The organism is Domibacillus enclensis, assembly GCF_900156125.1.
Classification (GTDB): domain Bacteria; phylum Bacillota; class Bacilli; order Bacillales; family Domibacillaceae; genus Domibacillus; species Domibacillus enclensis.
On sequence record NZ_FTLX01000009.1, the window covers coordinates 57,443 to 80,019 of the forward strand.

General features: G+C 49.2%; 20 protein-coding genes. 12 read left to right on the top strand and 8 right to left on the bottom strand.

From position 1 onward, the window contains the following. Positions 1–17: 17 nt before the first annotated feature. Positions 18–755: a glycerophosphodiester phosphodiesterase gene (locus BW952_RS16195; protein WP_045850194.1), complete on the top strand. Its 738-nt coding sequence runs from the start codon at positions 18–20 to the stop codon at positions 753–755. Positions 756–948: 193 nt separating this feature from the next. On the opposite strand, the gene katA is transcribed toward BW952_RS16195, so the two are convergent. The 4 genes from katA to rocF form a co-directional block, all read right to left on the bottom strand. Then, entirely contained in the window at positions 949–2,406 is a 1,458-nt protein-coding gene (katA, locus tag BW952_RS16200) for a catalase KatA (protein ID WP_045850195.1), read from the bottom strand. A gap of 232 nt (positions 2,407–2,638) precedes the next feature. After that, complete coding sequence (locus BW952_RS16205; protein WP_082084570.1) at positions 2,639–3,823, bottom strand: chromate transporter; 1,185 nt, start codon at positions 3,821–3,823, stop codon at positions 2,639–2,641. 10 nt (positions 3,824–3,833) lie between these two features. After that, on the bottom strand, positions 3,834–4,142 hold the full coding sequence (locus tag BW952_RS16210; RefSeq protein ID WP_045850197.1) for a PadR family transcriptional regulator: 309 nt from the start codon (positions 4,140–4,142) through the stop codon (positions 3,834–3,836). Between the two features lie 221 nt (positions 4,143–4,363). Next, positions 4,364–5,269, bottom strand: a complete 906-nt coding sequence (gene rocF / locus BW952_RS16215) for an arginase (protein WP_045850198.1) — start codon at positions 5,267–5,269, stop codon at positions 4,364–4,366. A gap of 155 nt (positions 5,270–5,424) precedes the next feature. Between rocF and BW952_RS16220 the strand changes: the two genes are divergently transcribed. The 5 genes from BW952_RS16220 (at position 5,425) to BW952_RS16240 (ending at position 11,387) form a co-directional block, all read left to right on the top strand. Beyond that, positions 5,425–6,621, top strand: coding sequence for an ornithine--oxo-acid transaminase (locus BW952_RS16220; protein ID WP_045850199.1), 1,197 nt, complete (start codon positions 5,425–5,427; stop codon positions 6,619–6,621). Between the two features lie 105 nt (positions 6,622–6,726). Continuing rightward, positions 6,727–7,404 (top strand): hypothetical protein, encoded by a 678-nt coding sequence (locus tag BW952_RS16225; RefSeq protein WP_045850200.1) that lies wholly within the window; start codon positions 6,727–6,729, stop codon positions 7,402–7,404. Between the two features lie 71 nt (positions 7,405–7,475). Beyond that, positions 7,476–9,080: a M20/M25/M40 family metallo-hydrolase gene (locus BW952_RS16230; RefSeq protein WP_045850206.1), complete on the top strand. Its 1,605-nt coding sequence runs from the start codon at positions 7,476–7,478 to the stop codon at positions 9,078–9,080. A gap of 106 nt (positions 9,081–9,186) precedes the next feature. Beyond that, positions 9,187–10,905 carry an ABC transporter ATP-binding protein gene (locus BW952_RS16235; protein ID WP_045850207.1) on the top strand — a complete coding sequence of 573 codons (1,719 nt, stop codon included), beginning with the start codon at positions 9,187–9,189 and terminating at the stop codon, positions 10,903–10,905. 125 nt (positions 10,906–11,030) lie between these two features. Then, a complete protein-coding gene (locus BW952_RS16240; RefSeq protein ID WP_045850201.1) occupies positions 11,031–11,387 on the top strand; it encodes a hypothetical protein in 357 nt (118 codons plus the stop codon). Between the two features lie 77 nt (positions 11,388–11,464). On the opposite strand, the gene BW952_RS16245 is transcribed toward BW952_RS16240, so the two are convergent. Continuing rightward, a complete protein-coding gene (locus tag BW952_RS16245; protein WP_045850202.1) occupies positions 11,465–12,337 on the bottom strand; it encodes a LysR family transcriptional regulator in 873 nt (290 codons plus the stop codon). 130 nt (positions 12,338–12,467) lie between these two features. Here BW952_RS16245 and BW952_RS16250 point away from each other — a divergent pair, with 130 nt between their 5' ends. The 6 genes from BW952_RS16250 to BW952_RS16275 all read left to right on the top strand — a co-directional run bounded on the left by BW952_RS16250 (position 12,468) and on the right by BW952_RS16275 (position 18,080). After that, positions 12,468–13,154 (top strand): CoA transferase subunit A, encoded by a 687-nt coding sequence (locus BW952_RS16250; protein WP_045850208.1) that lies wholly within the window; start codon positions 12,468–12,470, stop codon positions 13,152–13,154. Between the two features lie 16 nt (positions 13,155–13,170). Then, a complete protein-coding gene (locus BW952_RS16255; RefSeq protein ID WP_045850203.1) occupies positions 13,171–13,824 on the top strand; it encodes a 3-oxoacid CoA-transferase subunit B in 654 nt (217 codons plus the stop codon). Beyond that, positions 13,825–15,009, top strand: coding sequence for an acetyl-CoA C-acetyltransferase (locus tag BW952_RS16260; protein ID WP_045850204.1), 1,185 nt, complete (start codon positions 13,825–13,827; stop codon positions 15,007–15,009). Between the two features lie 468 nt (positions 15,010–15,477). Beyond that, entirely contained in the window at positions 15,478–15,900 is a 423-nt protein-coding gene (locus tag BW952_RS16265; protein ID WP_045850311.1) for an Rrf2 family transcriptional regulator, read from the top strand. A 101-nt stretch (positions 15,901–16,001) separates the two neighbouring features. Next, positions 16,002–17,453, top strand: coding sequence for an aldehyde dehydrogenase family protein (locus BW952_RS16270; protein WP_045850288.1), 1,452 nt, complete (start codon positions 16,002–16,004; stop codon positions 17,451–17,453). Positions 17,454–17,576: 123 nt separating this feature from the next. Continuing rightward, the gene (locus BW952_RS16275; protein WP_045850289.1) at positions 17,577–18,080 is read left to right on the top strand and encodes a flavin reductase family protein; all 504 of its coding nucleotides are present in this window, start codon (positions 17,577–17,579) and stop codon (positions 18,078–18,080) included. A 70-nt stretch (positions 18,081–18,150) separates the two neighbouring features. On the opposite strand, the gene BW952_RS16280 is transcribed toward BW952_RS16275, so the two are convergent. From BW952_RS16280 to BW952_RS16290, 3 genes are read right to left on the bottom strand one after another with little or no spacing between them, the layout of a single operon-like run. Next, positions 18,151–20,361 carry a DUF4129 domain-containing transglutaminase family protein gene (locus BW952_RS16280; protein WP_045850290.1) on the bottom strand — a complete coding sequence of 737 codons (2,211 nt, stop codon included), beginning with the start codon at positions 20,359–20,361 and terminating at the stop codon, positions 18,151–18,153. Next, entirely contained in the window at positions 20,358–21,554 is a 1,197-nt protein-coding gene (locus tag BW952_RS16285; RefSeq protein WP_045850291.1) for a DUF58 domain-containing protein, read from the bottom strand. Before BW952_RS16285 ends, BW952_RS16280 begins: the two co-directional genes overlap by 4 nt. Then, a complete protein-coding gene (locus BW952_RS16290) occupies positions 21,547–22,506 on the bottom strand; it encodes an AAA family ATPase (RefSeq protein WP_045850292.1) in 960 nt (319 codons plus the stop codon). The genes BW952_RS16285 and BW952_RS16290 overlap by 8 nt, the downstream gene beginning before the upstream one ends. Positions 22,507–22,577: the final 71 nt, after the last annotated feature.

Here is a 22,577-nt window from a genome sequence, read left to right on the forward strand (position 1 = left end):
GAAAAGGAGAGATTCAAATGAATCAGCAGCCGTTCATTTTTGCCCATCGCGGTGCGAGCGGAACCCATCCTGAAAACACGATGGCGGCTTTTCGGGCAGCCGCTGATAAAGGCGCTCAAGGAATCGAACTGGATGTACAGATGACAAGGGACGGAGAACTGGTCGTGATTCATGACGAGACAGTGAACAGGACGACAAACGGCAGCGGTGCAATTGAGCGGATGACCGCAGCGGAAGTGGCTGCACTTGATGCGGGCAGCTGGTTCAGCCCATCATTCGCCGGTGATCCTGTCCCGACACTTGAGGATGTTTTTACATGGGCAGCGGGAAATGACCTGCAGATCAATGTGGAATTAAAAACAAATAAAGTGCCCTATCACGGCATTGAAAAAAAGGTGCTGGACGTGATTGAGCACTTCGATATGAGAGGACGAGTCGTTCTTTCTTCTTTTAATTTCGACAGCATCAAACGAGTGATTGAACTGGACCCGTATATTGCGGTCGCTGGACTCATATGGAAGATTCGGCGTGATGCCCTGTTAAAAGCAAAAGACCTGGGCTTAACGGCGCTTCATGTTCAGACATCGTTTGCGCTTAGTGACTATGGGAAAGAAGCGGTAGACAGCGGGATGCTGCTGCGTTTGTATACAATCAATGACATGAGGGAATGGCAGCGTGTGACAGCAAGCGGCTTGCCGGTCGAGGCGATTATTACCGATTATCCGGAACGGTTCGTTACCGTTTCGTCCGATTAATCGTTGTCAGCTTAATGCCGCAGCCGCATAATGTGCTGTGCTTTAGTTTCTTCATCGCAGTCTGGCAGTTTGAACAAATTTGGACTGTTTTCAACATGGTTCACTCCTTATCGTAAATGGGAAAGAGGTATCCGCTTTTGTGCGGCATACCTCTTTTTTCTATATGAATCCATTGTGCATTGCTTTGATCGTTTTAGTTTACTGGAACTGCAAGGTCAAGTCCTTCTGCCACGCGCGCTCCGTATTCAGGATCGGCTTTATGGAAGTGGCTGATCTGGCGGAGCTTAATGTCCTCGCGTTCAACCGGCTTCATGGCGCCAACGATGTTTTCAACAAGGCGTGTCCGCTCATCCTCGGTAAGAAGGCGGTACAAATCGCCTGCCTGTGTGAAGTGGTCATCGTGACTGTAGCTGTGTTCGGCTGCCATTCCCTCTACCTCAAACGGTGTAACCTTCGCTTCCGGAGATTCTGTCGGGCCGCCAAAGCTGTTTGGCTCGTAATACACCGTATTGCCCCCGTTTCCGTCAAAGCGCATTTGGCCGTCACGCTGATAGTTATGGAACGGGCATTTCGGCGCGTTGATCGGCAGTGCATTATGGTTTGCACCAACGCGGTAGCGATGTGCATCGGCATAGGAGAACAACCGGCCTTGAAGCATTTTATCGGGTGATGCCTCGATCCCAGGAATAAGCGTCCCTGGTGAGAAGGTTGCCTGCTCGACTTCGGCGAAATAGTTTTCTGGATTGCGGTCAAGCGTCATTTTGCCCACTTCAATGAGCGGATAATCCTTTTGTGACCACACCTTCGTAACATCAAACGGGTCCCATTTATACGTGTTGGCATCTTCAATCGGCATGATTTGAACGTAAAGCGTCCATGATGGAAGATCGCCCGCTTCAATCGCATTAAATAAATCCTCTGTATGGTAATCCGGGTTTTCCCCCGCCAGCTTGGCTGCCAGGTCGACATCAAGGTTTTTCACGCCCTGGTTTGTTTTAAAGTGGTATTTCACCCAGACGGCTTGTCCTTGCGCATTTACCCATTTAAACGTATGGCTTCCAAATCCATGCATGTGGCGAAGGGTTGCCGGAATGCCGCGGTCAGACATTAAGATCGTCACCTGATGAAGCGATTCAGGCGATAATGACCAGAAATCCCAAACGGCTGTTGGGTTTTTCAAGTGAGTCTGCGGATGGCGTTTTTGTGTATGAATGAAGTCGGGGAATTTAATCGCGTCGCGAATAAAAAACACAGGTGTGTTGTTTCCGACCAAGTCATAGTTGCCTTCCTCTGTGTAAAACTTCACCGCAAAGCCGCGCGGGTCACGAACGGTGTCCGCTGAACCAAGCTCGCCTGCGACGGTTGAGAAACGAATAAACATCGGGGTCGTTTTGCCTTCTTCCGATAAAAAGTCCGCTTTTGTGTATTTTGAGATTTCATTATTTGTGACCACAAATGTGCCGTGTGCGCCGGCTCCTTTTGCATGAACGACACGCTCAGGTACACGTTCACGGTTGAAATGCGCTAGTTTCTCAAGTAAATGCACATCTTGAATTAATGTAGGACCGCGTTGTCCTGCTGTTTGTGAATTCTGATTGTCGCCAACCGGGGCACCCCAGCTGGTCGTTAAACGATTGCTTTTTTCGATCATCCAAATCACCTCATCAATTACTTTCTTGCTTATATTGTAATGATAACACTTCTCAAACGAAAGTCAATATCTATTTATAATAATTATTAATAAGTATTTGTTTTAGAGAGATGGTAAGGATAAAAAGCTGAATTTCATTGAAGCAGCTCCTATTGATAAGAAGGGGAAAGGAATGCTGAATGAGAAAATGAAAAGAAGCCGCTGATTCGCTCAGGCGGCTTCTTTTTCATTTTTAAACGAGGGTGCTGAGTAGGGCACCGCCTATTGCTCCAGTGAGTACAACAACCCACGGTGGGAGCTTCCAGTAAACGAGCATGCTGAATAAAATCGCCGCAAACACAAAGTCGATGGCTTCTACGATAGAGCTCGTCCAAATGGGCGTGTAAAACGCAGCGATTAAAATCCCGACAACAGCCGCATTCACACCCATCAAGGCGCCTTGAATATTCGGATTGCGGCGAAGTGTATCCCAAAAAGGAAGAGCGCCGAGAATAAGTAGGAAGGCCGGAAGAAAAATCGCGAACGTAGCGAACAATCCGCCCTGCCAGCCGTTGATCACCGCGCCGATATAAGCAGCGAAGGTAAAGAGTGGTCCCGGTACAGCCTGTGCCGCCCCGTAGCCCGCAAGAAACTCTTCTGCTGTCAGCCAGCCTGTCGGCACAAATTCACGCTCCAACAGCGGAAGGACAACATGGCCGCCGCCGAAGACGAGTGCGCCGCTTCGATAAAAGCTGTCAAACAACGCGATCCAGTTCATTGATGTCGCTTCACGCAAAATCGGCAGCAGCACAAGCAAGCCAAAAAACAATGCAAGGCAGGCTGCACCAAACTTCCGTGAAAGCGGAAAAGTGAAGGCAGGCGCTTTTTCGACGTTATGCTCTTTATATAAAAGGTAGCCAATGATTCCGGCTACAACGATGACGCCGACCTGAGTAAAGACCGTTTGCCATAAAAGGACGACCGCCAATGCCGCGAGCACAATGGCTTTTCGTTTCAAATCGGGTGCCAGCTTCCCAGCCATACCAAGAATAGCGTGAGCCACAACAGCGACAGCGACAATTTTCAAGCCGTGAATCCAGCCGGCATCAGCCACATTAAATTCAAGCAGCACCAGTGCAAACACAATCAGCGCGATAACAGAAGGCATTGTAAAGCCAAGAAAGGCAACCAGGCCGCCGATCACACCGCCGCGCATGACCCCGATCCCGATTCCGACCTGGCTGCTCGCCGGTCCAGGGAGGAATTGGCAAAGCGCCACTAGGTCGGCGTAGCTTTTTTCATCCATCCATTTGCGCCTGCGGACGTATTCTTCATGGAAGTACCCTAAATGCGCAACAGGTCCACCAAAGGAAGTAAATCCAAGTCTCGTTGAAACAAGAAAGATTTCTACTAATGATTGAAAGCTGATTTTTTTCATCGTCATCTCCTTAGTCTTTAATTTCTTTAAACAGCTCGAACGCTTTTTTACGTGCCTCGACTAAAATGTCATTGCCTTTTTCGGTAGTCGTGTAGTATTTGCGGATTTTCCCATCCACATTTTGGTCTTCCCGTGTTAAAAGACCATCCTCCTCCATCGTGTGAAGAATCGGATAGAGCGTGCCGGGGCTGATGGTATACCCGTGCTCCCGAAGCTCCTCCAGCATCCACGCCCCAAACACCGGGTGCTCTTTGGCGTGATGCAAAATGTGAATGTGAATAAAGCCGAGGAATAATTTACGCAGCACTTTATCTTCCAATGAATCAGCTCCTTTCAATTACGAAAATCAATATCGGTTTTCGTAATTGATGATATCATGATGCGATAAAAGGAGGCAAGCAAGGAAAGCAATCTTTACAAAACTTTCACAAACCCGGATGAAATGGGGATTACGGCGCAATAAGCTGCTGTATGGCGCAAAAAAGAGGTAATTGCGCGTTAATGGCAGGAATTGCGCCGTAATATGGCTAGTTCAAACGGTTAAAGCAGTTTTTCCCCAAGCAGAGAGGCAATCAGCGCAACGGCTGCAGCGCCTGTTTTGTTTTTCTCATCGAGGATTGGATTGACCTCGACAAATTCTGCTGATGTAATAATCCCGGATTCCTCCAGCATTTCCATCGCTAAATGACTTTCCCGGTAACTGAGGCCGCCGGCAACCGGCGTGCCGACACCGGGTGCTTCAGTTGGGTCCAGTCCGTCCAGATCCAGCGAGAGATGAACGTATTCCGTCCGCTCACGCAAATACTCAATTGTTTCCTTCATAACGGTCGTCATGCCCAACCGGTCAATTTCGTGCATTGTAAATACCTTTATGCCGGTTTCTTTAATCAGTTTTCGCTCGCCGTCATCCAGATCGCGGGCGCCGATAATGACGACGTTTTCAGGCTTTATCTTCGGCGAAAAACCGCCGATATTGGTCAGTGCCGGGTCACCGAATCCGAGGCTTGCGGCAAGCGGCATGCCGTGAATATTTCCAGATGGAGAGGTATCTGCTGTGTTTAAATCACCGTGTGCATCATACCAGATGACGCCGAGATTTTTCTGCTTTTTAGCGACGCCGGCAAGTGTGCCTAGTGCAATGCTGTGATCACCGCCTAACACGAGTGGAAAGGAGTCATCTGCAATCGTTTCGTCTGTTTTTTGAGCAAGTAATTCGCTTGCTGTGACGACAGAAGACAGATTTTTCAGGTTGCCCGCAGTGGATGATTCTGCATTTTCACGCATATCAACAAGAATGTCTCCATGATCCTGCACGGTCCAGCCAAGGTTCGTCAGCCGCTCTTGCAAGCCACCGTACCGAATCGCACTCGGTCCCATGTCAACGCCGCGGCGCATCTGTCCTAAATCCATTGGTACACCAATGATGGATACGTGTTTTCTCTTCATATAAAAAGCCCCCCTGTCGTCTCTTCTTTAATTAAAGACAGAAAGAAGGAAATGGTTCAACCGGTCATAAAATTGAATATTTATGCAGGTGTATTCGATCTTTTGTAAAGTGGGTCGTGTTCGCTCATAATATAAGGGGAAAGGGGGAGAACATCATGGCAGAAAGCACATCTGAACAAATTATTAAACAAACGGAACAATTCGGGGCGCCTAACTATCATCCGCTTCCGATCGTCATATCAGAAGCAGAAGGCATCTGGGTAAAGGACCCGGAAGGAAATCGGTATATGGATATGCTCAGCGCCTATTCAGCCGTCAACCAGGGGCACCGGCATCCGAAAATTATTCAAGCGTTGAAGGATCAGGCGGACCGCGTCACGTTAACATCGCGCGCGTTTCATAATGATCAGCTCGGACCGTGGTATGAAAAGATATGTGAATGGACCGGGAAGGAAATGGCCCTTCCGATGAACACCGGTGCGGAAGCGGTTGAGACAGCTGTGAAAGCGGCGCGCCGCTGGGCATATGACGTCAAAGGGGTGGCGGAAAACCAGGCAGAAATCATTGCCTGTACGGGCAACTTCCACGGACGGACGATGACAGCCGTTTCGCTGTCATCAGAACCGGAATACAAGCGCGGTTTTGGGCCGATGCTTCCGGGTATCAAGCTTATTCCATATGGGGATATAGAGGCGCTTAAAGCCGCGATCACACCGAACACAGCTGCTTTTCTTTTTGAGCCGATTCAAGGCGAGGCGGGCATCGTCATTCCGCCGGAGGGCTTTCTTCAAGCGGCATCAGCGCTTTGCCAGGAGCATAATGTGCTGTTTATTGCCGATGAAATCCAGACAGGGCTTGCCCGAACGGGGAAGCGTTTTGCCTGTGAATGGGAAGGCGTGAATCCGGATATGCTCATTCTTGGAAAAGCACTTGGCGGCGGAGTCTTCCCGATTTCGTGTGTTGTAGCGGATAAAGCCGTTTTAGGCGTGTTTAATCCAGGCTCACACGGCTCTACATTTGGCGGCAATCCACTGGCATGCGCTGTCTCCCTCGCATCATTGAACGTCATTGAAGAAGAAAAGCTCGTCGAAAAGTCTCTAGAACTCGGCAGCTACTTTAAAGAACGGCTTTTAAAGGTCCAGCACCCATCGATCAAAGAAGTGCGCGGCCGTGGTTTATTTATCGGTGTCGAGCTGACTGAACCGGCGCGTCCGTACTGTGAAAAGCTCAAGCAGGAAGGACTTCTTTGCAAGGAAACGCATGAAACCGTCATCCGGTTCGCACCGCCGCTGATCATTTCAAAGGAGGAATTGGACTGGGCCATCGAAAAGATTGAAAAGGTTTTCTTTTAAGCGCTGAATTTGATTGATTCCACCTGCCGAATGCCCGATAATGGAAGAAGATGCAGCACAGGAGTTTTTATAAAAACAGAAGCTGCAATGGAGTGAGGTGCCGGGATGAAAAAGCCAGAGCAGACATTAACATACGAAACATTATCTGTTGCACAGCTCGAGTCCATTCTATCCTTGCAGAAAACGGTGATTGAAGCGCTGCCTGATCAGCGGGTGCTGCAGCCGCTTAGCGAAGAAGAATTTTTGTTTATTTTAAATGGAAGCGGCTTGATGATTGGCTTGTTTGATCAAGGAGAGCTCATTGCTTTTCGGGCCCTTCTTGCTCCGCCGGTGGATGCAGACGATCATTTAGGGAAAGATTTCGGATTAAGCGGTAAGGAATTAGCGAACGTGATTTACCAGGAAATATCGGTTGTGCATCCGGACTATCGGGGGCAGAATCTGCAAAAGAAAATGGCGTCGTTTATTATGAAGGAGCTTGAGACCGCTGAACACCCATACCGCTACGTCTGCTGTACGGTTGCTCCGTTCAACATTCCAAGCTTAAAGGATAAATTCGCCCAGGGAATGAAAATTGTCAGCATGAAAGCAAAGTACGGAGGGCATCTTCGGTATACGTTTATGAAAGAAATTGGTCAGCCGGCTACACGGTATTCTCATGCCATCTCCGTTCCAATGGCAGATACTGAACGGCAGCAGGAGCTCCTCAGGCAGGGAATGTATGGAGTTGGCATGGCTTTAGAGAAAAAGGAATGGGTCCTATTCTTTGTGGATGAAAATTGAATTTTCCGAAAGAATGTCTCAAAATGGAGAGACATTCTTTTTTATTTTATAAACGGAAGGAAATGACCGCTATGTCTACATTATTATGGGATTCACCTGAGAAGCTTCGCGCACTGCTGGGTGAGCTCGTCAGTTGGAAAAGCATGACGCTGACAGAAGATGAGCGGCAGTTTCCGATGAAACTTCAGTCCAAGCTGCAGCAGCTGACTTATTTTCAGCACAACCCGAATCATTTGGCGCTTCATGCGGCGGATTTGCGCCGGAAATTTATGACGGCTCTGTACAAGCACCCGGAGGCAGTAAGAACGATTTGCTTAATCAGTCATTTTGATACGGTCAGCACGGAAGAATATGGGGAGCTGGAGCCGCTTGCGACACAGCCGGAGGAGCTGACTGCGTATTGGATGGAACGGCCGAATGATTTGCCGGAAGACGTCGTAGCCGATTTGCAGTCGGGAGAGTACTTATTTGGGCGCGGAACGATGGATATGAAAATGGGGTTGGCGCTTCACATGCAGCTGCTTGAAAAAGCTAGCACGGAGAAGTGGCCGATTAATCTGCTGCTGCTCACGGTGCCGGATGAAGAGGTTAACTCAGCCGGCATGCGTGCAGCCGTGCCAAAGCTGCTTGAGCTGCAAACAGAATTCGGGCTGACGTATTCTATGTTTCTGAACAGTGAGCCGGTTTTTACATTAAAACCAGGCGATGATACGCGGAAGATGTATTCGGGCACGATTGGCAAGATGATGCCGGGCGCGCTTTTTTACGGAAGAGAAACACATGCAGGCGAGCCGTTTAATGGCTTAACCTCTCCTTATATTGCGTCTTTTTTAACGAGGAAAATGGAATGGAATCCGCTGTTTCAAGAAACTGTTCTCGGCGAAACGACGCCGCTGCCGGTGACGCTGCAGCAAAAGGATCTCCGCCTGGAATATTCCACCCAGACGCCGTACCGCTCCTCTGCGCTTTACAATGTATTCACAATGGAGCAGACGCCGGAGGATATTATGGAGACGTTTGAACAAACCGCTAAAATCGCAGCAGAGGAATGCAACAAGGCGTATCAGGCGGTTTGCCGGGCGAACCGGGTGAGGGCGGTCGGAAAAGTGCGGGTGCTGCGCTACGAAGAGCTGCTGCGCCACTCCGTTCAAAAGTTCGGGGAATCATTTATTGAAGAAGTTAAGGCAGAGGTATATGCCAATGAAGAATGGGATGACCGGGAAAAGTCATTCCGTCTGGCGGATAAGTTCATTATTCAGTCACAGGAGCTGGCCCCGGCGATTATTTTGCTGTTCGCCCCTCCTTTTTATCCGGCAGTTAATTCGTCAGGACATGAGGCGGTTGAGCAGGCTGTCCGCTTTTTCCAGCATACCGCTGAGCAGGAGTACGGGATGGCCATGGAGCGGGTTCATTATTTTAATGGGATCTGTGACTTAAGCTATGTGAATGGCAGCGGCAAAGGCGAAGGCTGGCAGGCATTTGAGCGCAATACACCTGTTTGGAAGGATGTCTACACCGTCCCTTTTGCGGAAATGGCCAGGCTCCAGGCCCCTGTTTTAAACATCGGTCCCTTCGGAAAAGACGCCCATAAGCGCACCGAGCGGCTGCATATCAAGCACGCATTTGAACAGCTTCCAGCCATGCTTGAAAAGTGGCTGAAGGAGATGAAGCCTTGACCAGTCGTCAAGGCTTTTTTTGCTCTACACCTAGACAGGGTCTATCAATATATGATACCTTTTAATTGAAAGTGATTATCAATTGCAAATTAAAGCAGGTGAACAGGTGATTAAGCAATTTTTTTCATATTACCGTCCATATAAGAAGCTTTTCTTTTTGGACTTTTTTTGTGCGGTGCTGGCCGGGCTGTTGGAGCTCGCTTTCCCGCTTGTCGTGAACTATTTTATCGATAAACTTCTTCCAGAAGGAAACTGGAACTTGATTTTAGCCGCCAGCATTGGGCTTTTGCTCGTGTATGTCGTGAATGCCGGCTTGCAGTATGTGGTGACCTACTGGGGGCATATGCTCGGGATTAATATTGAAAGCGATATGCGCAGCAAATTGTTCGCCCATGTTCAAAAGCTCTCCTTCCGCTTTTTTGACAACACCAAAACGGGTCACCTTATTTCGCGGATGACGAGTGATTTGATGGAAATCGGCGAAATGGCGCACCACGGGCCGGAGGATTTGTTTATTGCCCTCATGACACTGACCGGCGCATTCGGCATTATGCTGACGATTAACTGGCAGCTGGCGGTTTTGACCTTTATTATCGTGCCGGGCATTTTATGGCTGGCTGTGTTCTTTAATAAAAAAATGACCGGAGCCTTTCACCGTTTGTTCGGGGATATTGCGGATTTTAATGCCCGGATCGAAGACAGCATGGGCGGTATCCGCGTAGTGCAGGCATTCGCTAATGAAACGCATGAAAAGAAGCAGTTTGAAGACAATAACAGCCGTTTTCGCTTAACAAAGCTTTTTTCCTACAAGATTATGGCGCAAAATATGTCCATCAGCTACATGCTCATGAGGGTTGTCACGCTTTTTGTACTCGTTTGCGGCACGTATTTCGTCATGCAGGGTGAACTGACGTACGGTGAATTTGTCGGCTTTATTTTGCTGTCGAACATTTTCTTCCGCCCGATTGAAAAAATTAATGCCATCATTGAAAGCTATCCGAAGGGAATCGCCGGGTTCAAGCGCTACATTGAACTGCTTCAAACGGCACCTGATGTGGCCGACCGCCCGGATGCGGTTGACATTGAAGCCGTGAAGGGTCATATTCGCTATCATGATGTCACATTCGGCTATGAAGGCAAAAAGCCGGTGCTTCAAAACATCAGCTTATCCATTCTGCCCGGTGAAACGGTGGCCTTTGTCGGTCCGTCCGGTGCTGGAAAAACAACGATGTGCAGCTTGCTGCCGCGGTTTTACGATGCACAAGAAGGGTATATTTCCATTGACGGCATCGATACGAAAGACATGACCCTTGCTTCGCTCAGACGCCAAATTGGCATCGTGCAGCAGGATGTTTTTCTCTTCTCGGGCTCCATTCGGGAAAACATTTTATACGGCGATCTCGGGGCGTCGGACGAAGCCATTATGGAGGCGGTCCGGCGTGCGCGTCTGGAGGAGTTCGTCGCTTCGCTTCCAGAAGGGCTTGAGACGGTGATCGGCGAACGCGGGGTGAAATTGTCCGGCGGCCAAAAGCAACGTCTTGCCATCGCGCGGATTTTCTTGAAAAACCCGCCGATTTTAATATTAGATGAGGCAACATCGGCCCTTGATACAGAAACGGAGCTTGCCATTCAGCAGGCCTTGTCAGAGCTTGCAATCGGACGGACAACGCTTGTAATTGCTCACCGTTTGGCCACGATAAAGCATGCAGACCGGATTATTGTGGTGACGCCTTCAGGCATTGAAGAGCAGGGCAGCCATCACGAGCTGCTTGAGCAAAACGGCCACTACCGCCGTCTTCATGAAGCACAATTCGGCCATTTTTAATTAAATCAAAAGCCGTTCTTTCTTTCAGGAAGAACGGCTCTTTTTTCGCTCATCAGGCAAAAAAAAAAGGACGAAATGAATGTGTTTCCTTATACTGAATACATAAGAAGAAAGGAGGAGTGTGTATGCTTTCAGCCAGCGGCATTCAGCCAATTGTCGAAAATGAAGCGATTGAAACGGCGCTTGAACAAGGACGCCACAACAGCACCTACCGGATTACGATCAGCTTTAAGGATCGCGAGCAGGAGCACGTCGGAGATCTGGATGTTTATTTTATCGCCCGCGGCTTCCGGGAAGGGAATGGAAATGAAGAAATTGATGTGCATTTTACGGTTCCCTTTTTCAGCGTATACGGACCGGATGGCGAACGATTCATGGAAGAAGCGGAAGCGATGCAGTTTATTTTCATCAACTTCGCCAGTGAGGTGCAGGAAGTCGTGGATGCTGTTCTCGACGAACTGTACGATCAGTTAGAAGACTAGGCAATGGTGCGGGGAAATACCGATTTTGTATAGAAGAATAGGCCGGGCGATCATGCGAAACAATGCAGTCGTCCGGCTTAATTTTTGATCATAGCGAGAAATTTCTTTAAGGCGTAGGACTGATACGCACCTTTTTTGGCAATAACCCCGAGCTTCCAGGGGATCGGGGGCGACTGAAGGGGGATCATGCGGACGGATGAATTCAGCCGTTTCTCGAAAATGGATTTCGGCAGGAGTGTAACACCGAGGCGGGAAGCAACCAGCTCGAAAATCAAGTCCCATTGAGAGCTTTCGTAGGAAACGTCGGGGGTAAACCCTGCCGCTCTGCAAGCGTTTAATACATAGTCGTGCAGCGTGAAATTTTTAGAGAAAACGATTAATTTCTCCTCCGCCAGATCTGTTAGAAAAACGTGCTCGCGCTCAGCAAGCGGATGCCCGTCATGAACATACAGCACAAATTCATCTGTCATAAAGGGATATATGTCGTACAGGGCTGGATCAGCCGGCAGAACGACAATGCCGACGTCAATGCTGCTGTCTGCGACCAGCTGCTCAATCACCTTTGCGCCATCCTCGATCAGCTCAAGCGATACGTGTGGGTACTGATCACGGAACGTGCGGGCGATGGATGGAAAAAACAGCGTGCCGATCAGCGGTGGAACACCAATCTGAATCGAGCCGGCGGCAACTGCCTGTAATTCGTCAATCAAATCGGGCAATTCACGCAATGGGATCATCGCTTTTTTCGCCTGTGCGTAGACAATGCTGCCGGCATCGGTCAAGTGAAGACGTCGGGTCGAACGGTCAAATAGCTCGACCCCTAGCTCCTCCTCGAGTTTTTTCACCGCTTTGCTTAAAGAGGGCTGAGACAAGTAAGAATGCTCTGCTGCTTTCGTAAAGCTTTGATGATCCGCCACGTCGATAAAGCTTTGCAGGTCGCGAAGCTCCATGTTCATCACTCCTTTATTTATTCATGAATCGAATATAATTCATTCTTTTTATGTATTTTACTTATAGATATTCAGGATGTAAACTCTTACATAAGAAAAAGAACGAGGGGGACGCGATGTGAGTAAAGTAATGACGTCATTTTCAGAAGCGGTTTCAGATATTCGGGACGGCGCGACAATTGCCGTTGGCGGGTTTGGACTTTGCGGGATTCCGGAGAAAGCAATTGAAGCGCTTCGCAGCCAGGGGACTAGTGAGCTGACGATCTACAGCAACAATTGCGGTGTGGATGATTGGGGGCTCGGGCTGCTGCTTGCGAACAAACAAATTAAAAAGATGGTGTCCTCCTATGTCGGAGAAAATAAAATATTCGAGCAGCAGTTTTTAACCGGCCAGCTGGAAGTGGAATTGACGCCACAAGGCACACTGGCAGAGCGAATGAGAGCAGGAGGGGCTGGCATCCCGGGCTTTTATACAGCCACGGGTGTCGGCACGCCGATTGCAGAAGGAAAAGAAACAAAGGAATTCAATGGGAAAACGTACTTGCTTGAAGAAGGGATCACGGCAGACTTTGCGCTTGTTAAGGCGTGGAAGGCAGATACACTTGGCAATCTCGTTTTCCGGCAGACGTCACGCAATTTTAATCCATTGGCAGCGATGGCCGGACGGGTGACCATTGCAGAAGTGGAAGAAATTGTAGAGCCGGGTGAACTGAACCCGGATGAAATTCATACGCCGGGCATTTTCGTACAGCGCCTGTTAAAAGGAACCGATTATCAAAAACGAATCGAGCGCCGGACCGTCGCCGCAGCTCGTTAAAGGGAGTGGACATAGCATGAAGGATACACGAATAACCATTGTGAAGCGGGCCGTAAAGGAAATTGAAGATGGCATGAACGTTAATCTTGGCATCGGAATGCCAACACTTGTCGCCAATGAAATTCCGTCTGACTTTAACGTGCTGCTGCAGTCAGAAAATGGACTGCTTGGCATCGGTCCTTACCCGGCTGAAGGGCAGGAGGATCCGGATTTAATTAATGCAGGAAAAGAAACGATTACGACGATGCCCGGTTCTTCCTTTTTTGATAGTGCGGAGTCCTTTGCGATGATTCGCGGCGGCCACATTGATTTGGCCATTTTAGGCGGAATGGAAGTGTCGGAAGAGGGAGATCTCGCCAACTGGATGATTCCGGGCAAGATGGTTAAAGGCATGGGCGGCGCGATGGATCTAGTAAATGGCGCCAAACGGGTCATTGTCATCATGGAGCATGTGAACAAGCACGGTGAAGCGAAAATTAAAAAAAAATGCGCACTGCCGCTGACCGGTCAGGGAGTTGTACACCGACTGATTACAGATCTCGCAGTGTTTGATTTCACAGAGGACGGAATGCGGCTGGTGGAGACGATGGACGGTGCGACTATAGATGAGGTAAAAGCAAAAACAGAGGCGTCGTTTACCGTCGCACCGGAACTGGCGGAGGTGAAATAAATGGTGAAATCAGTCATCATTGAAGGCGCTCGTACACCAGTCGGGAAATATGGAGGCGCTCTCGCCGCATTAACAGCACCGCAGCTCGGCGGAATCGCTATGAAAGAAGCTTTGAAGCGTGCAGGTGTAAAACCGGAGGAACTGGACGAAGTCATTTTCGGAAACGTTCTTCAAGCGGGACAGGGGCAGATTCCTTCACGCCAGGCAGCCCGCGAAGCCGGTATCCCCTGGGAAATTAAAACGGAAACGATTAATAAAGTCTGTGCATCCGGTCTCCGCAGTATTACGCTTGCTGACCAGATTATCCGTACAGGGGATGAAGACGTCATTTTAGCAGGTGGTATGGAATCGATGTCCAATGTGCCGTATGCGGTGTTCAAAGCCAGGTGGGGGGCGCGTATGGGTGATGTGCCGATGGTTGACCTAATGATTCATGACGGATTATCATGCAGCTTCACGGGTGTTCACATGGGCACATACGGCAACACAACCGCCGAAGAGCTGGAGCTGTCCCGTGCTGAACAGGATAAATGGGCGGTTCGCAGTCATGAACGTGCCGTGTCAGCGATTGAAAACGGTACATTAGCGGAAGAAATTGTACCGGTGGAGGTGCCGCAGCGAAAAGGGGCGCCGGTCATCGTGAATTTGGACGAGGCCCCTCGAAAAGACACAACAGCAGAGGTGCTCGCTAAATTGCGCCCGGCTTTTGGCAAAGAAGGCACGATTACGGCCGGAAATGCGCCGGGTGTGAATGACGGAGCCGCGGCCCTTGTGCTGATGAGCAGTGAACGGGCTGGAAAAGAAGGAAAGACCGTTTTGGCTACGATCGTTGGCCACGCAGAGGTGGCGGTTGAAGCGGAAAAATTCCCTCAAACACCAGGTCTTGTCATTAATGAGCTTTTAAAGAAAACAGGCAAGTCTGCAGATGACATTGATCTGTTTGAAATTAACGAAGCCTTTGCGGCGGTTGCACTGGCCAGCACCCAAATTGCCGGTATCAATCCGGAAAAAGTCAACGTCAATGGCGGCGCCGTCGCCATTGGTCATCCGATTGGAGCAAGCGGAGCCCGTATTGTGTTGACACTCGCTTATGAACTCCGCCGCCGCGGCGGAGGAGTCGGAATTGCGGCCATCTGCTCAGGCAGCGGGCAGGGTGATGCAGTGATGATCGAAGTAAAAGGTTAATGGAAAGAGCTTGGGACAAAAGGTTCTGGATAGAAAAAAGCGAACGATCTCATTCGGCTTTCTTTTAATCGCTTCATGATGGTAAATCGGTTAGTGACTGTGCTTGCACGAACATAGTTTAGGCGGCTTCTGCAGGACTTCGCGTTCGGAGGGGCGGGCGGTGAGCTAACTTTTGTCGCTACGCTCCAAAAGTGGATCTCACCTGGCCCGCTGATCCCTCCCGAGTCTCCGCCCTGCGCCAGCCGCCCTTAGTGGGGAGGACAAGCAGCTGGTAAAACCTAAAAGGAAGCGTTTTGAATGAGTAACAACAAACCACGCTCAATTATTCGTTTGAAAAGAATCAAGGCTTTCAGCTACGAGATCGTTCGGATTGAAGCGTCAATCTCATTGTTAGGTCACAACCTCTCTTTGATCGTTGACAGTTTTTTTGATTGTCACTAAAATGGTGACAAATGGTGGTGAGATATGATGATAAACAGTCGTCTCGCAGTAGCGATTCATATTATGGTGCTGCTGGCATCCAATCCCCGCGAAACGGTTTCGTCTGAATGGATGGCAGGAAGCGTCAATACAAATCCGGTGGTGATTCGTCGGATCATGGGCATGCTTCGTAAAGCCGGCCTCTTAACCTCGAGTGCAGGCAAAACGGGAGCCGAGCTGACTAAAGATCCATCTGACATTACACTGCTGGACATTTTTAAAGCGGTGGAGCCAAAGGATGAATTATTTTCCATTCACGAAAAGCCAAATCCGGCATGTCCTGTCGGCCGAAACATTCAGTCTGCGCTTGATCTAACCTTTACACGTGTTCAAACGGCCATGGAGGAAGAGTTAAGAAGTCAGTCGCTTCAAGATGTAATGAACATGCTTTCGCCCAAATCAATTCAATAGGAGCTCAGTCCGTGTCTTTAAAAACCGGACTGGGCTTCTTTGTTTTAAGAAATCTTCAAAAAGGGAAAGGCTTTTAAGAAGCATAAAATGAAGGAGGCATCATGATGGAGCAATTTACGAAGCAATTTATAAATGGACAATGGAAAAAAGGCTCAAGTGATAAAAGCATAGAAAATAAAAATCCCTATAATGACGAACTGTTATTCACGATCCCGTCGGCGAATGCCGATGATTTAGATGACGCCTACCAGGCCGCTAAAAACGTGCAGGAAGACTGGGAGAATACCGCATTAGCTGAAAAGCAGGCGATGTTTGACCGGCTCCTGCAAAATATGCAAAAGGAAAAAGAAGAAATTATCGACTGGCTCATTAAAGAGTCCGGCAGTACGAGAGTCAAAGCCAATGTGGAATTTGCGGCAGCTGTTGCGATTGTAAGAGAGTCGGCTTCCTTTTTAACAAGAACGGCGGGTGCTATTCTGCCTTCTCGGACACCGGGCAAAGAAAACAGAGTATACCGCACCGCCAAAGGCGTGATCGGGATTATCGGTCCATGGAACTTCCCGTTTCACTTGACGCTTCGCTCGCTGGCGCCTGCGCTGGCGACGGGAAATACAGCTGTCATTAAGCCGGCATCGGACACACCTGTTACGGCGGGTTTACTGATCGGAAAGCTATTCCAGGATGCGGGATTCCCGGATGGAACGGTGAATGTCGTAGTCGGACGAGGCTCGGAGGTCGGCGATGAATTCGTTAAGCATCCGATTCCAAAGCTCATTTCGTTTACAGGCTCAACGGAAGTAGGACGGCAAATTGGTGAGCTGGCTGGGAAAAACCTGAAGGAAGTAGCACTTGAGCTCGGCGGCAATAATGTGATGCTCGTGCTGAAGGATGCGAACATTGAACAAGCAGCCAAAGCGGCAGCATTCGGGAAATTCCTTCATCAAGGCCAAATCTGTATGGCCTTGAACCGGATTATTGTGGATGCGGCTGTTCACGATCAGTTTGTGGATGCGTTTGTCGCAAACGTGAAAAAATTAAAAGCCGGTGACCCGTCTGAACAAGAAACATTTGTCGGTCCGCTCATTAACCGGGAGCAGGCAGAGCGCATTCAAAAGGATCTGGAAGAAAGTGTGCGTCAAGGGGCGAAGATTGTCTTGGACGGAAAAGCAGAAGGAACGCTTATGCAGCCGGTTGTTTTAACGCAGGTGACGAAAGAGATGCCAATTGCGGAAAACGAGATTTTTGGCCCGGTGGCGCCGATCTTAAAAGCCGCAAATGAAGAAGAAGCCATTGACATGGCCAATTCGTCCATTTACGGGCTGAGCGGTTCGGTCTTTACAGAAGACCGGTACCGGGGCGTACAGGTGGCGAAGAAAATTGAAACGGGCATGATTCATATTAATGACCAGTCCGTAAACGACGAAGCGCACGTACCGTTCGGCGGCGAAAAAGCTTCTGGACTTGGCCGTTTTAATGGAGAGTGGGCCATCGAGAAATTCACGACGATCAAATGGATCAGCGTCCAGGACGGATATCGCGACTACCCAATTTAATGTCGCCCGGGCAAAGAACAGTGCAATCGCATCAATGCCTAATGAAAAGGTGCATTGATAGTGGTAAAGAGGCAGAAGGCGCGATACGATAGAAGAGATCAAACATTCAAAGGGGGAAGTAAAATGGCTGATGAGCAAAAACAGCAGTTGTTTAAAGAAGCAATGGGTAATTATCCAACCGGGGTAACCGTGGTGACGGCAACCGCTCAAAACGGTGAACCAGTCGGCTTAACGGTGAATTCCTTTGCGTCCGTTTCGCTTGATCCGCTCCTGATCTTGTGGTCGATTGATCACAAAGTATCAACGATCAACGAATTTACAGGCGGCGGCCATTTTGCGGTGCACATTCTGGCCGGTAACCAGCAAGATGTCTGCATGACCTTCGCGACCAAAGGTGTAGACCGTTTCAGCACGTGCGATTGGTCTTTTTCACCGGAGCATAACCTCCCTGTGATCAAAGGGGCATTTGCGGTTCTTCAATGCCGCACCTTTAAAACGGTTGAAGCCGGTGACCATACGATCGTTATTGGTGAGGTGGCTGATATCCAAATTGACACAGAAAAAGACCCGATGCTGTACCACCGTCGCCATTTTGCTTCTATCCCTGCAGAATTTTACACGAAATAAAACGGAAAAGCCGAACGAATGCGATTTAAAAATCGTGTTGTTCGGCTTTTCTTATGCGTGCATTTTACGGTTATTTCATCGTGCGTGTTTTGTGCATAAGCTGTTCCCAGTCTGCATGAACGCGGCTCCATGTCCCGGGCTCTAGCCGGTTTCGATACACGTATTGCTCATAATGGGCGGTAAGCGTGCTCATGGAAGTGCCGGAAAAAAGTGCATCGATTTCCTTTGCATATTCGCCGAGCGTCTGCCCTTTTTCCCGCTTTAGTCCGGAGCGCTCCAGCTGCGTCAGCAAAACCAAATAGGCTTCTGGGAAGTGACGATCCTCTTTCTTCTGTTTAAACTGAAAAACAGAATAAAAAGGCAGCCATTTTCGGCGGAACTTAAAGACCAGTACGGAAAGAATCAGTACAGCTGCAGCGATCAAGGCTATTCGTTTCCCGTTTCTTTGCAGGAACGATTCATCATTTACCGCCGCAGCCTCACCGCCATCTTCAATAAGCTCTTCCTCAACCGGTGTCGGCTCTTCCGTCACGGGCTGTTCCGGGGTGTCAGCGGGTGTTTCGGCATCCTCAGGTGTTTCCTCATTCACAGGTGCCTGCGTCGGATCTTCCACCTCGGGCACCGCTTCGTTTGTAAATCCCTGAGTCGGCTCAAATGGAACCCAGCCGATGCCTGGAAAATAAACCTCGACCCACGAATGCGCATTTTCGCTCGTCACCTGGTACAGCTGATTGCCGGACTCCAGCGTTTCCAAATACGTTCCTTCTGTATAGCCCTTCACCCAGCGGGACGGGATGTCGAGTGTCCGCAGCATAACTGCCATAGAGGTGGAGAAGTTGTCGCAGTAGCCCTGCTTTGTGTCGAATAAAAACTGGGCGACATAATCTTCATCCTCAGCCGGAACCGGGACATCCTCCTGCTCATACGTAAAGCCGCTCGCGCTGAAATACGATTCAATTGCTTTTACTTTATCAAATGTGGTGTCATGCCCGGCGGTGATCTCAAGCGCCAGCTGACGAACCTCTTCAGGCAGGCTGTCAGGAAGCTGCGTATATTGATTTTGAATAGAACGAAAAGCAACTCCCTCATCTTCGGGTGTACTTACTTGAAGATCTCTTGCTTGAAAAGAAGGGTGCTGATACTGGACAGCGTAAGAGTCCGGAGCATCCGGTTCCTCTCCATTAAACGGCGTGATTTTGCTCGTTCCTGTATTTAATGAGTAGCGGAAGGAGGAAGCTGCACTGATTCTTTCAAGGCCATGCGGGTACTGAATATGACCGTAATCCTCCTCGTTGTACACAATGCTCGTCCGGCTCTCAGCTGGAACGGCTTCAGTAAAGGAAAAAAGGGAGTCCGGCACTCGCCGCCTGAATGTTCGGGCCTCTTCATCAGGGTTTGAAGCAACCCAGCCCTTCCCTGTATACGCATCTCTCGTATCAACCTTCCAGTAATGCTCTTCCTCCACCTCAGCTGTAAAAACGACAACATTTGCCGGTCTGAACGGCCCACCGAGTGAAGAGTCATCGGAACGGAAGCCGCTTTGTCCGGACTCATTCGTCGACAGCCCGCTTGACCCGCCGATTGACTTAATAAAGGGAACGGGATTCGGCCAGATGGGGTCCGCTTTTGGCGCAGTGAATGCAATGGCGGCACTGGCAGCGACCAAAACAGCCAGCGACGTCAGCCATTTCCATTGAGCCGTTCCAGGTTTAGACAGGTTTTCCGTGCTCGACAGACGCTGAAATGCTAAAATGCCCATCATGAAAAAACCGATCACAACAGCGCGGACGATCGCTGATTGTGCTGAATAAGGCGTAAACGTATCCAGCACCGTGATAAATACAATCGTCGCCAGGAAAAAAAACAAAATCGTCTGGCGCAGCATGAGCCAGTAATGAATTAAATAAACAGTGATCCATAAAAGGACGAAAAACAGCAATGTCCGAAACGCGTTAGATAAGTCTGTGAACTGGCCCTTGATCATCATTTCCATGTTGGCCAGAACAGACGCCGGAAACGACTGCAGCATGTCTGTGAAGCTGCTGTAGTGAAAGAATTGAATACAAACGGCAATGTATATTCCTTTCAGCAGGGCAGACAATGCGCGGGGCGCTCCCAAAAATGCCAGCAGCAGTGACCCTGCAACAAAGCCGAGAAAAAAGACAACCCAGTTTGTCCCGGTTAACTGTTCGACCGGGCGCAGCCACTCCCACAGGAGAAAAAAGCTCAAAACATGCAGGAACAAGGAATTAACAGTCCGCATTGTCCGTTGTGAATTCATGTACGGCTCACCTCCGCAAAGGCTCTGGCAAACTGCCCTTTTTGCACGACACACACGTTAATGCCGTATTGCTGGTGGGTCTGTTCAGTTGCTGGAGCCGTTTCCCCTGCCACAACAAAAACGGCAACAGACTGGCCCTGTCCCGAATAGAAACGGACTCGCTCGGCTGCTTCTTTTGTTAATTGAGTAGTGACAAGCAGCAGTGTGCTGCTTTGCTGAAGGATGGCGGCTTCCTTCTCGAGCACTGCCGCAAAAGAAGCCGTGCCGGACTCTTGTATCGTCGCAAGGTGATGAAACAGCTGCTGCTCATGCCCCGCACTGCTGTCCGTTTGAAAATAGCGGCGTTTGTCGCTGACAGTCAGCAGCCCTACCTGTGCGCCAGAACGAATAATGCCTTTTACAGCAGAGGCCGTAAAGGAAACGGCTTCTTCAAACTGAGGCGAAGGTGTGCAGTCCATAACCATCATGACATCATGAGACTGGTGCTGCTCGAATTCCTTTGTCATTAAGCTGCTTCGTTTGGCGGTGGCCTTCCAGTTGATTAACGACAGCCGATCGCCCGGCTGATAGCTGCGTATGCCAACCGCCATCGATGAATCACGGTGCTGATAGGAGCTGGCAGTTGTCATTGCAGCTCCATGATCACCGGAGCTGGCAGGAGGCCGGTATTGAATATCTTCAAGTGGAGGATACACTACGATTTTATTTTCAACCGGAATCTGCTGTTCTTTTTCAATCAGACCGAATAAATCCCCGGTTTTCAAGCGAATGCCTGTAAAGTGATGTTCCCCGCGCGGCATCTGGTCAATCTCGTACGTGAATGTCAGCTTTTTTTTAAAGCCGGGGGAAAGAACGGTTTTGGTTTGTGGATCAGAAAGCAGCGATGAATGCTGGAGCTGTTCTGCCGCAATTAAGTAAAAAAGCGGAAAGCGAGATTCCCTGTAAAGGGTGATGTGCATGCGTACCGGTTCGTGAAAAAGAAATGTATCCTTCGAAAACGTTCGTTCACCATGATAGGAAAAAGAATACAGAAATAAGCTGATTGCATAAAGAGCGGGCGGGAGAAAGCTGAAAAATAAAAACCAGCTGACAAAGCCTCCTTGAAACATCGCATAGGAAAAAGTGAGCAATGCAAGCCCGATTAGCAGCAGAAACCGCAGGAGCTCTTTTGTTTTTACTTGAACTTTACTCATAATCCGCCACGTGCTTTTGAACAGGCACTGACACCTGGCTGATCACTTGATCGATGACCTGATCAATAAAGGCTCCTTCAAAGCGGGCTTCCGGCTTTAACCGGATTCGGTGGGCGAAAACGAACGGAACGAGATGCTTCACATCATCAGGCAGCACATAGTCTCTGTTGTGCACAAATGCCCACGCCTGCGCAGCCTTCATGAGAGCGATGGACCCCCGTGGACTGACGCCTAAATACACGTGCTCGTGGAAGCGGGTAGCAGAGGAAAGCTCTGCGATATATTTTCTGATCGAGTCATCCACATACACCGTTTTGGCCTCAAGCTGAAGCTGACGCAGCTCTTGAAGGCTGACAACAGGCTGAAGCTCATCGATTGGCGGAACGTTTTGAGCACGCTTTAAAACGTCCATTTCCTCTTCTAAAGAAGGATAGCCCATTTTCATTTTCAATAAAAAACGATCCAGCTGTGCTTCAGGAAGGGGATACGTTCCTTCGTACTCTATCGGGTTTTGTGTCGCCATGACGAAAAACGGCTTTTCGAGCACATGCGTTACACCATCAACCGTTACACTTTGCTCTTCCATTCCTTCTAACAGAGCAGACTGTGTTTTCGGTGATGTCCGGTTGATTTCATCAGCGAGGATAATATTGCCCATGATCGGTCCCGGATAAAATTGAAAATCCATGTCCCGTGGATTGTAAATCGTCACACCAATTACATCAGACGGCAGTAAATCGGGTGTGAACTGGATTCTTCGCAGCTCCGCGTGAATCGACTTTGCCAGCGCCCGGACCATCATCGTTTTCCCAACTCCGGGCACATCCTCAAGCAGGACATGTCCCTGGGCGAGAAGTGCTACTATTGTCAATGTTGCGACTTCTTTCTTGCCGGTTATGACTTTTTCCATATTTGTAAGGATTCTATTAATCTCAGGATGCATCTGGCTCATTCAACTGGTCCCTCCTGGGTGTAAACGATTCTCATTTCTACTTATTAGTGTACCGTATCCGTACATTAAAA

Coding starts and splice junctions, on each gene's coding strand:
- BW952_RS16205 (WP_082084570.1), bottom strand. CDS start 3,823: ATGAAAAAAATCAGCTTTCAATCATTAGTAGAAATCTTTCTTGTTTCA.
- BW952_RS16260 (WP_045850204.1), top strand. CDS start 13,825: ATGGTGAAATCAGTCATCATTGAAGGCGCTCGTACACCAGTCGGGAAA.
- BW952_RS16265 (WP_045850311.1), top strand. CDS start 15,478: ATGATAAACAGTCGTCTCGCAGTAGCGATTCATATTATGGTGCTGCTG.
- BW952_RS16250 (WP_045850208.1), top strand. CDS start 12,468: ATGACGTCATTTTCAGAAGCGGTTTCAGATATTCGGGACGGCGCGACA.
- BW952_RS16195 (WP_045850194.1), top strand. CDS start 18: ATGAATCAGCAGCCGTTCATTTTTGCCCATCGCGGTGCGAGCGGAACC.
- rocF (WP_045850198.1), bottom strand. CDS start 5,269: ATGAAGAGAAAACACGTATCCATCATTGGTGTACCAATGGATTTAGGA.
- katA (WP_045850195.1), bottom strand. CDS start 2,406: ATGATCGAAAAAAGCAATCGTTTAACGACCAGCTGGGGTGCCCCGGTT.
- BW952_RS16240 (WP_045850201.1), top strand. CDS start 11,031: ATGCTTTCAGCCAGCGGCATTCAGCCAATTGTCGAAAATGAAGCGATT.
- BW952_RS16270 (WP_045850288.1), top strand. CDS start 16,002: ATGATGGAGCAATTTACGAAGCAATTTATAAATGGACAATGGAAAAAA.
- BW952_RS16220 (WP_045850199.1), top strand. CDS start 5,425: ATGGCAGAAAGCACATCTGAACAAATTATTAAACAAACGGAACAATTC.
- BW952_RS16245 (WP_045850202.1), bottom strand. CDS start 12,337: ATGGAGCTTCGCGACCTGCAAAGCTTTATCGACGTGGCGGATCATCAA.
- BW952_RS16280 (WP_045850290.1), bottom strand. CDS start 20,361: ATGAATTCACAACGGACAATGCGGACTGTTAATTCCTTGTTCCTGCAT.
- BW952_RS16225 (WP_045850200.1), top strand. CDS start 6,727: ATGAAAAAGCCAGAGCAGACATTAACATACGAAACATTATCTGTTGCA.
- BW952_RS16275 (WP_045850289.1), top strand. CDS start 17,577: ATGGCTGATGAGCAAAAACAGCAGTTGTTTAAAGAAGCAATGGGTAAT.
- BW952_RS16255 (WP_045850203.1), top strand. CDS start 13,171: ATGAAGGATACACGAATAACCATTGTGAAGCGGGCCGTAAAGGAAATT.
- BW952_RS16230 (WP_045850206.1), top strand. CDS start 7,476: ATGTCTACATTATTATGGGATTCACCTGAGAAGCTTCGCGCACTGCTG.
- BW952_RS16290 (WP_045850292.1), bottom strand. CDS start 22,506: ATGAGCCAGATGCATCCTGAGATTAATAGAATCCTTACAAATATGGAA.
- BW952_RS16285 (WP_045850291.1), bottom strand. CDS start 21,554: ATGAGTAAAGTTCAAGTAAAAACAAAAGAGCTCCTGCGGTTTCTGCTG.